The sequence below is a fragment of the Streptomyces sp. NPDC003284 genome (assembly GCF_053589675.1).
Map to the genome: position 1 here is coordinate 1 of NZ_JBSFSI010000028.1, position 14,258 is coordinate 14,258.

A 14,258-nucleotide genomic window follows, 5' to 3' on the forward strand; every position below is an offset into this window, starting at 1 on the left:
GCCACGAAACTGCCGAACGGCACCTTCAAGCTCCCCGACGACGTCCCCGTCGTCCACGACGGCGCCCACCCCCTGCCCGCCCCCGACCACACCGGCCCCCTCTACGGACACCCCGACGGCCACATCGTCGACGGCAACGGCAAGATCCTCATCCACGCCGACGAACTCCACAAACCCCCCACCGCAGCGGGAACGGGCCCGGCAGACTCCGGCCTGCCCCACACCCCCAACCCCACCCGCGAACCCGCCCTCGTCGGCACGGCTCCCCACACCGCCACAGAAACCGCCGCCCACACCGGCGACCACCTCCACCTCGGCAACAGCCTCGACACCCACCTCGGCGACCTCGGCCGCACCGGCGACGACCTGGCTCCCCCGCACCACGGGGACACCACCCCGGACCACACCCCCGGCGGCCACGCGGGCGACCACATGCCCCGCAACGAACTCGACAACCCGCTCCACAACGGCCACGACCACACACCGGCCACGGGCGGCGGCCACCACCCCGAGAACTCGTCCGCCACCGAACACAGCGAAGGCAGCGGAGGTTCGGACGGCCACGGCACAGGCGGCGGCCACCACGAGCCCCCATCGACCGGCGACCTCCACCCCACCGGCCCCGGTCACGATGTGTTCGACCACTCCGGCGCCGCCGACGAGAACGCGGCCCGGGACGCGGCACACCACCCGGACGAGGCCGCCCGGCACCGCGCCGAGTATGAAGCGGCCCGGGAGAAGCCGGCGGACGAGCGGACGCCCGGCGAACGGGCGGCTGTCACGCGTGAACACGTCCGCTTGGCCAACGAGGACCCGGTCTGGCGCGCGGAACACTACGACAAGTGGGGCCTCGGCAAGCGCAACGACTCCTTGGAAATGGTCGACGGCCAGCTCCTCCCGAAGCTCGTGGAAAAGCCGGGTGGCGGCTGGATGGCCGCCGATCAGCTTCCCTACGCGAACCCCGAGAAGTACCACCTCGACAACCTCGTGAGAGGCCGGGACACCGTCGACCCGCATGACTTGAAGCATCTCGACGAAGTCGCAGCGAAGCGTCGGGCAGGAATGGACCTGACCCATGCGGAGAAGGCATTCCACAACGATCCGTCGGATATCACCGCTCAGGCCCTCGATGATGCGCAGAGACACTTCGACCTGACTGTAGGTGAGGGTGTCTCCAACAACACCAAGCTCGGTGAGGCGCTGGGCGAGGAGGCCGCACGCCGGCACATGCTGCTGCAAAAGGAGTTCGAAGGCGCTCACGAAATAACCGATCTCCCTGACACGCCCAACGGCTCCAAGAGATTCGATCAGCTCTGGCGCGACAAGGACGGAAATCTCGTCATCGTCGAGGCGAAGGGACCTGCCGGGACGCTGGATTGGCGCCAGGGAAACGGTTTGCACGATGCGAGCACCATGGTGAAGCAGGGCACCATCGAGTACGTACGCACAATTGTGGCCGACATGACGGAGCGCGCCACCACTTCGCCGCTCGACAGGAAGTACGCCAAGGAAATATCAAAGGCCATCAAGAACAAGACCTTGCGGTACGTACTCGTCCAAGCCACCGAGAACACCGGTCAGTATGCTGGAGCCAAGCTCAGGCACTTCAAGATCTTCTGAGGAGAGCGCGTTGGCCTCTGTCATCACCCGTCCGCCACTGCCCACAGGGAACGCGGAAGAGGGCATCGCCATGCTCCAGGAGGACACGCAGGAGCTGGTCGACGGTCTTGCGGAGGACCCGACCGATCTGGGCGAGGCCCAGCAGACCGCACTGATTCTGGCCATGTCGCGCTGCCTGCTGGATCCACGGGCGTCGAGCTTCCCCACATGGGACGCCTGGGTGACCGCGATGCAGCTCGGCTCCGCCGTGTTCGCCGCCGCCACGACGACCGAGGACGTTGTCCGGTGCCGCATCGCGCACGAGGAGCGCACGCTCAAGGCCACGGGAGCGCAGTGGTATGTGACCCCTGGTTCCTGGATCAATGCCTTCTACCTGGCCGTGGTCTGCCGGGAGAAGGAGCGGATCACCGCACTGTGCCAGGTGCCCCTGTCCCTGCTGCGCGAGAACGGCGCACGCTTCGAGGAGCACCATTACGCCTGGATCGAAACCCTTCAGACCTACTGGCTCGGCGGCCAGGACCTGGTCCAGAAGCTGGTCACCGCGGTCGACGCCACCGACCCCCAGGTGGTCGCCGATCCGGAAACTGTGAACAGGCTGCTGTACCCGCCGATGGAGATGTTCCACCGTTTCGTCCGCGGCGATCGCGAGGGTTTCAACCTTGCTCTCACCCAAGCCCTTCAGTGGCACAAGGAGTACTGGAGCGAGGAGAGCCGGGCCACCCAAGCATCGGGTTTCGTCGCCCTCGCTCCCCTCGCTGTCGCCTGCATCGCGCACGACGGCGGCATTCCGATCGAGGTCGAGTCCGAGTACCTGCCGCTCGCCCTCCTCGGACGGAACTGGTGCGGCGAATTCCCCACCTGATCCACGCGTCGGCACAACGCTCGTCGGCGCCGAGCTGCGGGCGGCGACCGAGCCACCGCGCGCGCTCCGCTCGCCCGAGCGTTCGCGCGACTCCATCCGCCGACCGACGAAGGGAATCCGACGCGATGGCCGAAGACGGCACCTGGCGGAAGCCGCCCTGTCCCCGTGGCGGTGAAGGCAACGCCCGCGTGGAGATCCCGGCCCGCCCCACCCGCATCGACCGCCATGAGTTCCGTACCGACAACGCGACGGAACTCATGGCACCGGTCATCAAGAACACCGCGGACATCCTCGACGGCATCGAGACCTCCGAGGACGACCGCTACGACGCCCTGCCCAGTGCCCTCACCCTCGCGAAGTGGCGGTGCCTGACCGATCCGCGGGCCGCCGAGTTCCCGAGCTGGGAGGCGTGGGTCACCGCGATGCAGGTCGGCAGCGCGCTGTTCGCCTCCGGTACGGCGGAGGAGGGCCCCGTGCCGTGCCGGATCGGCAGCAGGGGCGAGGCCAAGCAGCTCCCCGCGACCGGGCCACAGGACTATCTGCACGCCGGGAACTGGCTGACCTCCTTCTACCTCGCGGTGATCTGCCGGGAGAACGACCGGGTCGACCGGCTCGCCCGCGTACCGGTCTCCTTCCTGCGCGCGTCGGGCGCGGAGTTCGACGAGTACATCTATGCCTGGGTGGAGACCCTCCAGCACCTCTGGTTCGGCCGCCGGGCCGTCTGGGACACCCTCATCACCGCGGTCGACGGGACGGACCCGCAACGGGCCCCGATCGCCGGCCCCGAGCTGATGCTGAAGATCCTCTACCCGCCGCTCGACCTGTTCCAGCGCTATCTGCGCCGCGAGCCCGAGCAGTTCAACACGGCCCTGACCGACGCCCTGACCTGGCACAAGGAGTACTGGACGGCCAACGAGGCCCGTACCCTGAGCGGCGAAGGGCTCGTCGCCCTCGCTCCGCTCGCCATCGCGTGCATGGCCTACGACGCCGACATGCCCGTCGAGGCCGAGTCCGAGTACCTCCCCCGGGCCCTGCTGAGGCGGTCCTGGGTCGGGGAGTACGACACCTGAGTCGTCTGTGTCGGTGCTTCGGATTCAGCCGCGCCGCCGGGTGCGGGTCGCTCCCGCTGTCCCCGCCGCCAGAGATGCCAGGGCCGCCAGCGCCGCCGTGCAGCCGCCCAGCAGCATGAGTGTGGAGGCGGAGGTGCGGTCGAGGGTGGCTCCGCCGGTCAGGGCGCCCAGGGAGAGCGTCGCCTGGAAGGAGGCGGTGAAGAGGACCGATGCCGCCTCCGGGGTGTCCGGGGCGCTCTCGGCGAAGCAGCTCCGGGAGGCGACGGGGACGGCTCCGTAGGCGATGCCCCAGGTCAGGAGGAGGAGCACGGCGCCCGTTTCGCCGTGACCCAGGAGCGGCAGCAGGAGGGTCGACGCGGCGATCAGGGCGGCCGCGGTGCCGAGGACGGCACGGGGGTGCCGGGGTGCCCACGCGCCGCCGAGGAAGTTGCCGAGGATGCCGGCCGCCCCGTAGAGCAGCAGGAACGCGGTGACCGTGCCGTCGGCGGCACGGGTGACCTGGTGCAGGAACGGGGTCACGTAGGTGTAGGCGCCGAAGTGGGCCAGGACGACGAGGAAGGTCAGCAGGAGCGCGCGCCGGGTGCCGGTGCCGCGGAGCAGGCCGCCGAGGACGCGCAGCCGGGTCGCCCGGACCGGCGGGAGCGGCGGCAGGAGCAGGAGCAGCATCGCCAGGACGCCGCCGGACAGGACGCCCAGGGCCGTGAAGGCCGTCCGCCATCCGAAGAGGTCTCCGACGAGGGTGCCCAGGGGCACGCCGAGGACGGATCCCAGCGGGACGGCGGAGAAGATCACGGCGGTCGCCCTGCCCGCCGAGGCGGGCGGCACGAGCCGTTCCGCCAGTCCCGCCCCGATCGACCAGAAGCCGCCGATCGTGATCCCGACCATGATCCGGGAGACCAGCACGAGCCAGTAGTCGGGTGCCGCGGCGGCGAGGAAGTTCGCCAGGGCCAACAGGAGCGTGAAGGCGCAGAGCATCAGCCGCCGGTCGAGGCGTGCCGTGGCCGCGGTGACCAGCGGGGCGGCGAGCGCGGCCAGGAAGCCGGGCATGGTCATCGTCAGCCCGGCCGTGCCGTCCGAGACGGTGAAGCCGGCTCCGATCGAGGTCAGCAGGCCGATCGGCAGGATCTCGGTGGTGACGACGGCGAAGAGGCCGAGCGTCACAGCGATCACGGCCGGCCACCCCGGCAGCGGGGATCCGGGGGCCGCGGGGCGGCTGTCGGCCGGGGTGGTGGTGGTTGCCGGCATGGTGGGTGTCCCGTCCTGTGGAGGCAGCGTGATACGCCATCAGTCCAGCAGTGCTCGGGAAGGGGTGCTGGCAGCTCTGCGACAGCACCGTCCCTCTCACCCCGTCCTCCTCACCCCGTCGCCCTCACCCCGTCGCCCTCGTCGTCACTGTCGCGTTCCTGCCCGACGCCGGGCACATGGCGTGGGTCAGGGCTGCCAGGAGTCCGCGGGCGGGGCCGACGGAACCGCGGGGGCGGGGGTGTACGTGTCCCGGTCCGCGGGGCGGGCGAACGGCCCGGCGTGTTCGTGCATGAGCAGCAGCACCACACCGGCGACGAGCAGCGAGAGGACGATCAGGGCCATGCCGACAGGGTTGTCCGGGTTGTACTCGTAGCGGTTCGTGCCGAACTTGCTTCGTCTGAAGACGGGTTCGTCGTCGTCGAAAGGCATCGTCGGACCCTACCCCGGTCGTCTCGTACCCCGGTCGTCTCGTACCCCGGTCGTCTCGTACCCCGGTCGTCTCGTACCCCGGGCACTCCTGACACCCGCCCCCGCGCCGTATGGGAAAGTGTTCTGCGCCCATGCCCTGCTGAGAGCCATGGGCGCCGTCGCGGTCACGCCAAGGGGGGTGTCGGCCGGGGCGGGAGACGGCCGGGCGGGGGCCCGGCCGCAGGACGGCCGGAAAGGGCTGCCATGAGCGACGAGATCTACTTCAGCAACAACTACCGCGACCTGTGCGAGGAGCGCGGCACGGGCGCCGGATTCCAGTTCGAGTTCAGCTGCCAGCGCTGCTACGACACCTGGCGCTCGCCCTTCGAGGCCTACGCGGGCGGCAGAGCGGCCAGTTGGGTCGACAAGGGGGTCAGCGCCGCGTGGGGGCTGGTCGGACGTACCGGAAGCAGCGTGTCCAGCGCCGTCGAGGGGCTGGCGGGCGCGGGCTACGGCAAGTCGCGCGACGCCGCGTTCCAGCGGGCGATATCCACCGCCGAGGACCACTTCAACCGGTGCCCGCGCTGTACGCACTACGTCTGCGACCGCTGCTGGAACGCCGGGCAGGGCATCTGTCTCCAGTGCGCCCCCGACACGGCCGCCGAGGCGCTCGCCGCGCAGCGCCGCGGGCTCAACGACGCGGTCAGCGACCGTGCCTACGCCGCCGGTCAGCAGGCGGCTCAGCGCTTCGACGTGAACACGCCCCGGCAACTGGTGTGTCCGCAGTGCCGTACCGAGACCCACGGCTCCCCGTTCTGTCCCGGCTGCGGCCTGCGCATGGCGCAGCCGGACACCTGCGGCTCGTGCAGCGGCGAGCTGCCCGCGTCGGCGGCCTTCTGCCCGACCTGCGGCACCCGGCGCTGACCGGAGCGTTCCCGGCCGGGCGCGCGGTGCCGCGCCCGGCCACCGGGCCGGGCCCGCCCGGAAGAGGGGCAGAAGAGCATCAGAAGAGGCTCAGCAGCGCTTCCGCCGGATCGGTGAGGGGCGTGTCGCCGTCCGGGAGCGGGAGTTCGAACCAGACGGTCTTGCCGCGGGGCGTGCGGCGGGAGCCCCAGGCCGCGCTGAGCAGGCCGACGAGCTGGAGGCCGCGGCCGCCCTCGTCGGTGTCGCGGGCGCGGCGGCGGCGCGGCTGGACGAGGCCGGAGTCCCAGACCTCGCAGACCAGGGTGCGGTCCAGCAGCAGCCGCAGCCGGATCTCGCCCTCGCCGTACCGCAGCGCGTTGGTGACCAGTTCGCTGACCAGCAGTTCGGTGGTGTCGACCAGCGGCTCCAGGTCCCAGGCGAGGAGCTGGGTGCGGGCGTACTCGCGGGCGCGGCCGACGCTGCGCGGCTCGCGGGGCAGCGTCCAGTCGCCCACGGACTCGGCGGGCAGGCCCTGGACGCGGGCCATGAGCAGGGCGATGTCGTCCTCGCCGTGGTGGCTGCCGAGCGTGTGGAGGACGTGGTCGCAGACGTCCTCCAGGGGGAGGTTCGGGTCGGTGAGCGCGCCGACGAACGCCTGGAGGCCCTCGTCCAGCGGGTGATCGCGGGACTCGACCAGGCCGTCCGTGTAGAGGGCCAGCAGGGCGCCCTCGGGGAGTTCGACCTCCACCTCCTCGAAGGGCTCGCCGCCGACGCCGAGCGGCAGGCCGGGCGGTACGTCGAGCATGAGCGCCTGCTCACCCGGTTCGACCAGGACCGGCGGCAGATGGCCCGCGTTGGCGAACGTGCAGCGGCGCGTGACGGAGTCGTAGACCGCGTAGACGCAGGTCGCGAGGTAGACCTCGGAGAGGTCGGCCTCGCGGGGGCGGCGGGCCGCGCGGGTGGCCTGCTGGATCCCGCCGGGTGCGCCGAGGCCGCGGGCGATCTCGTCGAGCTGGGAGAGCACCTCGGCCGGTTCGAGGTCGAGCAGCGCCAGGGTGCGTACGGCGGTGCGCAGTTCGCCCATGGCGACGGCGGCGCGCAGCCCGCGGCCCATCACGTCGCCGACGACGAGCGCGGTGCGGTGGCCGGGCAGTTCGATGACGTCGAACCAGTCGCCGCCGACCTCGCTGGGCCGGCCGGTGGCCGCGTTGCCGGGCAGATAGCGGCAGGCGATGTCCAGGCCGGACGCCTCCGGGTCGCCGGGCGGCAGCAGGGAGCGCTGGAGTATGAGCGCGCGTTCGTGCTCGCGCCGGTAGAGGCGGGCGTTGTCGATGCAGACGGCGGCGCGCGCGGCGAGTTCCACGGCGAGGTCGCGGTCGCGGTCCCCGAACGGCTCGCTGCCCTTGGTCCGGGAGAACTGCGCGAGTCCTACGACGGTGTCGTGGGCGACCATCGGGACAGCCAGCGTGGAGTGCACCAGGCCGCCGTCCTCGCCGGGCACGACCTGCGGGCGGGCCGTGCGCAGGGCGTGCGCGCAGCGCGAGTTGAAGGCGTAGTGGTGGACGGCGCCCAGTTCGACGGGCGCGCCGGTGGCGGACAGCGGGGCGCCGGAGACCGCGCTGGCGAACGCGACCCGGCGCAGTTCGGCGCTCCCGTCGGCGAGTCCGGGCGGGGTCTCGTCGCCGGCCAGCAGGCCCTGGTACAGGTCGACGGTGGCGAGGTCGCAGAAGCCGGGGACGACGACGTCGAGGAGTTCGCGGGCGGTGGTCTCCAGGTCGAGGGAGTTGCCGATGCGGGCACCGGCCTCGTTGAGGAGGGCGAGATTGCGCCGGGCCGCGGCGGCCTCGCGGGCGGCGGCCCGGCGGGCGGTGATGTCGGTGCCGAGCCAGGCGATGCCGATGGGGCGTCCGCTGCCGCTGTGCACGCGGTAGAGGTTGATGGACCAGTGGCGGCGCTGGTCCGAGCCGGGGACGAAGCCGGTGACGTGCATGTCCGTGATGGACTCGCCGCTCGCCAGGACCCGGCGCAGGGTGGCGGAGACGCGGTCGGCCTCGGCCCGGGGCAGATAGTCGTGGACGCCCTTGCCGCGGTGGTCGTCGGGGCTGCCGCCGAAGGTGGCGGCGAAGCGCTGGTTGGCGCGGCGGATCCGCAGGTCGGGGTCGAGCAGCAGGAAACCGAACGGGGATTGACCGAAAATCGCCTGCGAGGCGGCGAGGTCGGTCTCGATGCTGCGCAGGGTGCGGACGTCGACGACGATACAGACGGCGGCCTTGTCGCCCTCGGCGGTGCGGGTCGGCATGACGTACACCTCGGCGAGGCCGCGCGTGACACGCGGCCGGTGCGCGCCGCGTGCGCCGTCGGCGCCTCCCGCCCCGCGTGCGCCGCGCGCGCCCCCGGTCCCGATCGCGCTCTCGGTCCCGACCTCGGTCCCGCTCTCGGCCCCCAGCTCGGTGAACGCGCCGTGTTCCGTACGGGAGCGGGGCGCGTCACCGGCCGGTTCGGGCAGGCGGAACGGGACGACCCCGGTCCACTCCCGGCCGTCGAGGATCTCGGCCATCTTGCGCTGGCCCTGCTCGCGCAGATCGGAGTCGATGAACGCCTCGATGGGGTCCATCCCCACGGCGCGTTCGGCCGGGATGCCGAACAACTGCTCGGCGCGCAGGCTCCACTGGTCGACGTGCCCGTCGGGGCCGATGGAGAAGGACGCCACCTTGATGTAGTCGTAGATGGAGCCGGGCGGACTGCTCTGCCACATCGCGTCCACGGGCGGCACACCCTCGACCCCCGCGGGTCCCGCGACGGCCCCGCCGCCCGCGGTCCCCGTCCTCGCGCCGTCCGACGGGTCCTCGGACTCCGTGGCCTTCGCTGGTATCTCGCTCACGCGAACCGTCCCCTCCAGCTCACCGCGTCCGGCACCGGTCACCGGGGGCGGCTGCCCGCAGTATCCAGCACTACGGCGCCGCACAACACGGTGTTCACGATCACAGGAGCATCCCGATGCATTCTGGTCCGGCCCGATCCTTCCTGTGACAACACAACCTGTCTTCTAACCAGGCAACACCCCGTCGAACCCCTCTGCGGACAACCGCCGCACACGAGTGCCGGCGAGGGGCGTCCCGGATGACCCGCTCCGCATCCGTCGTCACCCTTCGTCACGGGCGAACGTCACCGGGCCGTTCGGACCGCCGGGGCGGCCGGGGTGGCCGGGGTGGCCGGAGCCGCTGGTGTGATCGGCGTGACCGGTGTGGTTCGAGCGGCCGGACGGGGCCGATCCGTTCCGCTCCGGTGAGACGCCGTCACCGGCCGGTGCGGCCGGGTCGTGCGCCCGCACCGCCAGTTCGAACCAGACCGTCTTGCCCGACCGGTGCGGCCGGGTGCCCCAGCGGCGGGAGGAGGCCGCGACCAGTTGCAGACCACGCCCGCTCTCGTCGTCGGGGTGGGCGCGGCGTTCGCGGGGCGGGTCCGGGAGCGGGTCGGAGACCTCGACCAGCAGCACGTGAGGCAGCCCCGCCGGACGCACCAGCCGCAGCCCGATGGGGCCGTGCGCGTGCCGCAGCGAGTTGGTGACCAGTTCGCTCACCAGCAGGGCCGCGGTGTCGCCGACACTGTCCAGGGCCCAGGTGCGCAGCTGGCCGCGGACGGCGGCACGGGCCGTGCGCACCGCGCCGGGCTCCGCCGAGAAGGTCCACTCGGCGCAGTCGCCTTCGGAGTCGGTCACGCCGATCACTTCCCGGGCCAGCGAGCCCCCATGTCCGGTTTCATGGGGTTAATGGGCACATACCCGGTATCCAGCGGCCAGTACCGCACTTCCGGGAGCGGTACCCGCCCGGCCGCCCGGAAGCCCGGCCCGCCCCCTCCCGCCTCGCTCGCCGAGCACCGGCTCACCTCAATTCGCCACCGGCCCTGAGGTCGTCGAAGAGCAGCTGGTCGACCGGCGGGACCAGCGGGCGGTCCGCGTACGAGAACCAGGCCATCTCCTCGATCTCGCTGCTCACCGCCAACCTCCCCTGATAGTCAGCGGTGTAGCAGCTCATACGCACCACGGCACCGCCGGGCAGCTCGGGCACCTCGGCCTCGTACGTGCCCACGTGCAGCGCGCTCGCCGGGTCGAGGAGCACGGTCAGCTCCTCCTCGATCTCACGGAGCAGGGTCTCCAGATCACTCTCCGCGCCCTCGCGCTTGCCGCCGGGGATGTAGAAGACGTCCTTTCCCCGGGGCCTGGCGCAGAGAATCCTGCCGTTCTCCACGCGCACCCACGCCACCGTGTCGATCAGGACCGTCATCACTCCGCCTTCGCCGTCCGGAACCCGCGTCAGGCAGGACCCTACGAGACCGGCACCCGTCACGAGACCGGGGCCCGTCACGAGACCGGAGCCGGTACCGGCTCTCCGTCGCACCGGAAGAAGCTCGCCGGAGCGCCGCGGAAGGTCCGCCGACGGCCGAGCAGCAGAGGAAATCGCGGCGGGAACAGCGGAGGAAGCAAGGGAAGTTGAGGACGCCGAGGACACCGAGGAAGCCGAGGCGGGGACAGAGAGGCGAGAGCGAGGAGAGAAGTGCGGTGCGGGCCTGTGCGCCGGGGCACGCCGGGGCGCGCTCTTCACCGGCGCCCGCTCCGGAGCCGCCCGCAGTCGTGTCCCGGGACGCTGCTTCGGCTCAGCGCTCTTCGAGGCGCTCGACCCAGTAGAGCTGCTGGTGGCCGTGGCTCTGGAGGCTGCCGACGGTCTCCTCGGCCTCGTCGCGAGTGGCGTATCTGCCCACGCGGTAGCGGTTGCCGTTGTCGTCCTGCCGGACGACCAGCCAGGGAAGAGTGACCGTACTGTCGTTCATCCCGCCCCCACTGCTCCTTTCCGCCCGGCGCGTGCTCCGCGCGCGCCCGACCGCGTCCGGCTTACGGCCTTCTGCCGTGCCTCCGCCTGCCGCGGAAACCGCAGCTCGCATATGCCCGAGCCTACGCCCAACCTTCACTCAGCGGATACGGGTTTTCACAAAGAGGTATGCAACCGGCCAATCCGCAGGGGGCGCACGGGGACGAACGCGCCGCACGCGGACATGAGGGGCGCACGGTCGCAAGCCTCGCGCCGTCGGCCGGTGCGCGCGGCGACGACCTGCGAGAACGGCCGGAATCCAGCGCCGTGGGGGCAGGGCGCACACCTCGCGGGCAGGCCGGGACGGAGGCACACGCCGACCGGACCGCACCAGGGGGCGCGCACCACCCCGCCCGCGCCGCGCCGCACGCCGGTGACGTGAGCGCGCCGGTGATGCCGCAGAGGCGGCAGAGACGGCAGAGACGGCAGAGACGGGCAGAGGCAGGCTGTTACTTCACGGGCAGGTGGTACGACACCCGGTAGCGGTCGGCGGGGATCACCACGTCGGCCGTCTCCACGGCGCGGCCGGAGGCGTAGAAGGTGCGCTGGACGACCACGACGACATGGCCGGGGACGCCGCCGAGGGTGAGCAGTTCCTCGGCGAGGCCGGGGCGGGCGCCGACCTCCTCGGTGACGTTGTCCACGACGATGTCGATGGCGCGCATGCGCTCGACGACGCCCATGCCGCCGAGCGGGCCCTCCTCGGGGAGCATGACCGGGGTGCGGCCGGTGAGGGCGAGCGGTTCCCAGGAGGTGGAGAGCATCATCGGCTCGCCCGCGTCCCGGAACACGTACCTGGTGCGCATCACGCGGTCGCCGGGCTTGATGCCGAGCCGGTCGGCGATCGCGCCGCCCGCCTCCGCCTGCGCGCTGCTCGACTCCCAGGTGCCGCGCGCGTCGGCGGCCGCCTGCTCCTGCCGGAACGGGGTGGCGCCGCCGGCCGGGCGGTAGCCGGAGCGGGCGACCCGGCGCGGCGCGGGCCGCTCGCGCACATACGTCCCCGAGCCGGAGCGGCCCTCGACCAGGCCCTCGGCCATCAGCACCTTGCGCGCTTCCAGGGCGACCGTGTCCGAGACGCCGTACTCCTCGCGGATCCTGGCCTGGGAGGGCAGCCGGGTGTGCGGGGGCAGCAGACCGTCGACGATCTTCTTGCGGAGGTCGCCCGCGACGCGCAGATACGCCGGCTGCTCACCGAAAGTCACTGGCCACTCCCATCAGGTTGCACAGACAGCAACAGGGTGGCAACCGTAGGTTGTGACTTGCAAGTCGAGGCCAAGGAATCACCCGAAGTGATGAGTTGTGGGGTCGGGGGGCTTTACGCAGGCACTTTCTCCCCGGTATGGGAACCGCCGTACGGGGGCTCCGCACCGCGTGTCTCAGCCGTCCCCCCGACCGCACACCGGTCCTCGACGGCGCACCCGGCAGCCCGGACCACAGCCTTGCGCTCGGTGACGGCCACCGGGCGCAAGGGCAGAGGCCAGGGGCAGAGGGCACCGACGGCGGGCGCGTCGGCCGTGTCCGGGCCGGGATCTAGCCGCGGGACGCCAGCAGTGCCGCGCGCAGCGCCTTCTTGTCGGTCTTGCCGACGGTCGTCCGGGGCAGGGAATCGGCGACCGAGTAGGAGGCAGGCGTGTAGAGGGTGCCGAGGGCGTCGGTGATCGCGCGGGTCAGCCCGGGGAGGTCCGGAGTGCCGGCCGGATCCTCGGGCACCAGGACGACGTGCACGGTCTCCTGGTCGTCGGCGCCCGGCAGACCGACGGTGGCGGCCTCCCGGACGCCGGGCTGCGCGGCGAGGAAGTCGTCGAGGAGACGGGAGTAGACGTTGTCGGCCGTGGCGCCGGTCACGATGATGTCCCGCGCCCGGTCGACCAGGTACAGATAGCCGTTCTCGTCCGCGCGCGCGATGTCCCCGCTGCGGAACCAGCCCTCGTCGTCGAGCACCTCGGCGGTACGCTCCGGGTCCTGCCAGTAGCCCTCCATGACCGTGTCGCTGCGCACGTACAGCTCACCGGGGTGCCCCACCGGCACCGGCTTGCCGTCCTCGTCGCGCAGCTCCACCTCGACACCGGGCCCCGGGCGGCCGCAACTGGTCAGCGACTCGGGGCGGCCGGGGTCGTGCTCCTGCGAGGTGAGCTGGGTGACGAGCGCGTTCTCCGAGGCGCCGTAGATCTGGTCCAGTACTGGCCCGAAACGTTCGATCGCCTGTTCAAGGCGCGCGGGGGAAGCCGCCGCTCCGGTGTAGTGGAGTGTCGTCAGGGCGGGGAAACGGCCGGGTACGCAGTCCGGGTGGTCGAGCAGCTCGTACAGCATGGGCGTCACCACGATCACCCGGGTGACGCGCTCGCGCTCCATCATCGACAGGGCCGTACCGGCGTCGAAGGACCTCAGCAGCACGACGGTGTGGCCGCTCAGGAGGCCCACCAGGAAGGTGCCGTGGCCGCTGGTGTGCGTCACCAGCGTGCAGACCAGCAGTACGAGGCCGTCCGACGCGTCATCGGCGTACGCGCTCGCGGCCCGCACATAGGTGTCGTAGTAGCCGCTGCGGTGGACGACGAGCTTGGGCAGCCCGGTGGTGCCGCCCGTGTAGAGGAGCGTGGCGACGCTCCCCCCGTCGGCGGCCTCGTCCGGCGACAGGCCCGTACGGCCGGATGCCGACGCCAGGAAGTCCTCCGCGGTGGAGGACGGGCCGACGCCGAGGAGGTGCGGGATGCCGACCCGGCCCGCGATCTGCCGGGTCCGCTGCGCGAACACCGGGTCGAACAGCAGCATCTTGACGTCCGCGCGCCGGACGAGCGCTTCGAGTTCGCCGTTGCCCGGCTCCGGCGGCACGAAGACCAGCCGGCAGCCGGTGAAGTGGACGGCCAGCTGGAGCAGCAGCGCCTCCGGGGAGTTCTCCACGAACAACGCGACGCCGTCCCCCTCGGCCAGTCCCCTGCTCCGCAGAGCCGCGGCGAAGCGCAGCACCGTGGCGGCGGCCTCGGCGCCGCTGATCCTCCGCTCCCCGGCGACGATCGCGTCACCGTCGCCCCTCGCGGACAGCCGTCGCAGCACCGAGACCGTGTAGTTCTCGCCGACAGTGACCATGCTTCCCCGTCCCCTTCATACGTGTCATACGTGTCGCACGTGTCGCACGTGAGTTGTGCGAGTTGTGTGAGTTCGCCTCTCGGGGTGCGCCCGCCTCCGGCCGACCGCCCTTCACCAACCGTGGACGGGCGGGGAAAAGTTCACCGGGGTGGTGCGCGGACCGCCGGATCCGGCCTCGGCGGGCCCGCCGGGATCGGGGCC

10 protein-coding genes and 2 pseudogenes are annotated in these 14,258 nt (G+C 71.8%); 4 read left to right on the forward strand and 8 right to left on the reverse strand.

The genetic code is table 11. From position 1 onward, the window contains the following. From ACWDYF_RS34455 to ACWDYF_RS34465, 3 genes and pseudogenes are all read left to right on the forward strand, one after another. Nucleotides 1-1,620 (forward strand): annotated as a pseudogene (locus ACWDYF_RS34455) (hypothetical protein); the annotation flags it as partial. Between the two features lie 10 nt (nt 1,621-1,630). Then, complete coding sequence (locus ACWDYF_RS34460) at nt 1,631-2,482, forward strand: immunity 49 family protein (protein WP_389473504.1); 852 nt, start codon at nt 1,631-1,633, stop codon at nt 2,480-2,482. A gap of 125 nt (nt 2,483-2,607) precedes the next feature. Beyond that, nucleotides 2,608-3,552: an immunity 49 family protein gene (locus tag ACWDYF_RS34465; RefSeq protein WP_389473506.1), complete on the forward strand. Its 945-nt coding sequence runs from the start codon at nt 2,608-2,610 to the stop codon at nt 3,550-3,552. A 24-nt stretch (nt 3,553-3,576) separates the two neighbouring features. Here the strand turns inward: ACWDYF_RS34465 and ACWDYF_RS34470 are convergent, their stop codons facing one another. Next, nucleotides 3,577-4,797, reverse strand: coding sequence for an MFS transporter (locus ACWDYF_RS34470; RefSeq protein WP_389473508.1), 1,221 nt, complete (start codon nt 4,795-4,797; stop codon nt 3,577-3,579). A gap of 186 nt (nt 4,798-4,983) precedes the next feature. Beyond that, nucleotides 4,984-5,226, reverse strand: coding sequence for a hypothetical protein (locus ACWDYF_RS34475; protein WP_064535011.1), 243 nt, complete (start codon nt 5,224-5,226; stop codon nt 4,984-4,986). Between the two features lie 243 nt (nt 5,227-5,469). Here ACWDYF_RS34475 and ACWDYF_RS34480 point away from each other — a divergent pair, with 243 nt between their 5' ends. Beyond that, nucleotides 5,470-6,129 carry a zinc ribbon domain-containing protein gene (locus ACWDYF_RS34480; protein WP_381738275.1) on the forward strand — a complete coding sequence of 220 codons (660 nt, stop codon included), beginning with the start codon at nt 5,470-5,472 and terminating at the stop codon, nt 6,127-6,129. A 79-nt stretch (nt 6,130-6,208) separates the two neighbouring features. Here the strand turns inward: ACWDYF_RS34480 and ACWDYF_RS34485 are convergent, their stop codons facing one another. The 6 genes and pseudogenes from ACWDYF_RS34485 to ACWDYF_RS34510 all read right to left on the reverse strand — a co-directional run bounded on the left by ACWDYF_RS34485 (nt 6,209) and on the right by ACWDYF_RS34510 (nt 14,057). After that, nucleotides 6,209-8,989, reverse strand: coding sequence for a SpoIIE family protein phosphatase (locus ACWDYF_RS34485; RefSeq protein WP_389473511.1), 2,781 nt, complete (start codon nt 8,987-8,989; stop codon nt 6,209-6,211). A gap of 447 nt (nt 8,990-9,436) precedes the next feature. Beyond that, nucleotides 9,437-9,870: pseudogene (locus ACWDYF_RS34490) on the reverse strand (ATP-binding protein); the annotation flags it as partial. A 119-nt stretch (nt 9,871-9,989) separates the two neighbouring features. Continuing rightward, nucleotides 9,990-10,391, reverse strand: a complete 402-nt coding sequence (locus ACWDYF_RS34495; RefSeq protein WP_018565195.1) for an NUDIX hydrolase — start codon at nt 10,389-10,391, stop codon at nt 9,990-9,992. Nucleotides 10,392-10,761: 370 nt separating this feature from the next. Next, nucleotides 10,762-10,935 carry an SPOR domain-containing protein gene (locus ACWDYF_RS34500; protein WP_018565194.1) on the reverse strand — a complete coding sequence of 58 codons (174 nt, stop codon included), beginning with the start codon at nt 10,933-10,935 and terminating at the stop codon, nt 10,762-10,764. A gap of 487 nt (nt 10,936-11,422) precedes the next feature. Then, nucleotides 11,423-12,175, reverse strand: a complete 753-nt coding sequence (locus tag ACWDYF_RS34505) for a GntR family transcriptional regulator (RefSeq protein ID WP_018565193.1) — start codon at nt 12,173-12,175, stop codon at nt 11,423-11,425. Between the two features lie 328 nt (nt 12,176-12,503). After that, the gene (locus tag ACWDYF_RS34510) at nt 12,504-14,057 is read right to left on the reverse strand and encodes an AMP-binding protein (RefSeq protein WP_389473514.1); all 1,554 of its coding nucleotides are present in this window, start codon (nt 14,055-14,057) and stop codon (nt 12,504-12,506) included. Nucleotides 14,058-14,258 lie beyond the last annotated feature (201 nt).

Coding starts and splice junctions, on each gene's coding strand:
- ACWDYF_RS34465 (WP_389473506.1), top strand. CDS start 2,608: ATGGCCGAAGACGGCACCTGGCGGAAGCCGCCCTGTCCCCGTGGCGGT.
- ACWDYF_RS34470 (WP_389473508.1), bottom strand. CDS start 4,797: ATGCCGGCAACCACCACCACCCCGGCCGACAGCCGCCCCGCGGCCCCC.
- ACWDYF_RS34475 (WP_064535011.1), bottom strand. CDS start 5,226: ATGCCTTTCGACGACGACGAACCCGTCTTCAGACGAAGCAAGTTCGGC.
- ACWDYF_RS34480 (WP_381738275.1), top strand. CDS start 5,470: ATGAGCGACGAGATCTACTTCAGCAACAACTACCGCGACCTGTGCGAG.
- ACWDYF_RS34495 (WP_018565195.1), bottom strand. CDS start 10,391: ATGACGGTCCTGATCGACACGGTGGCGTGGGTGCGCGTGGAGAACGGC.
- ACWDYF_RS34500 (WP_018565194.1), bottom strand. CDS start 10,935: ATGAACGACAGTACGGTCACTCTTCCCTGGCTGGTCGTCCGGCAGGAC.
- ACWDYF_RS34510 (WP_389473514.1), bottom strand. CDS start 14,057: ATGGTCACTGTCGGCGAGAACTACACGGTCTCGGTGCTGCGACGGCTG.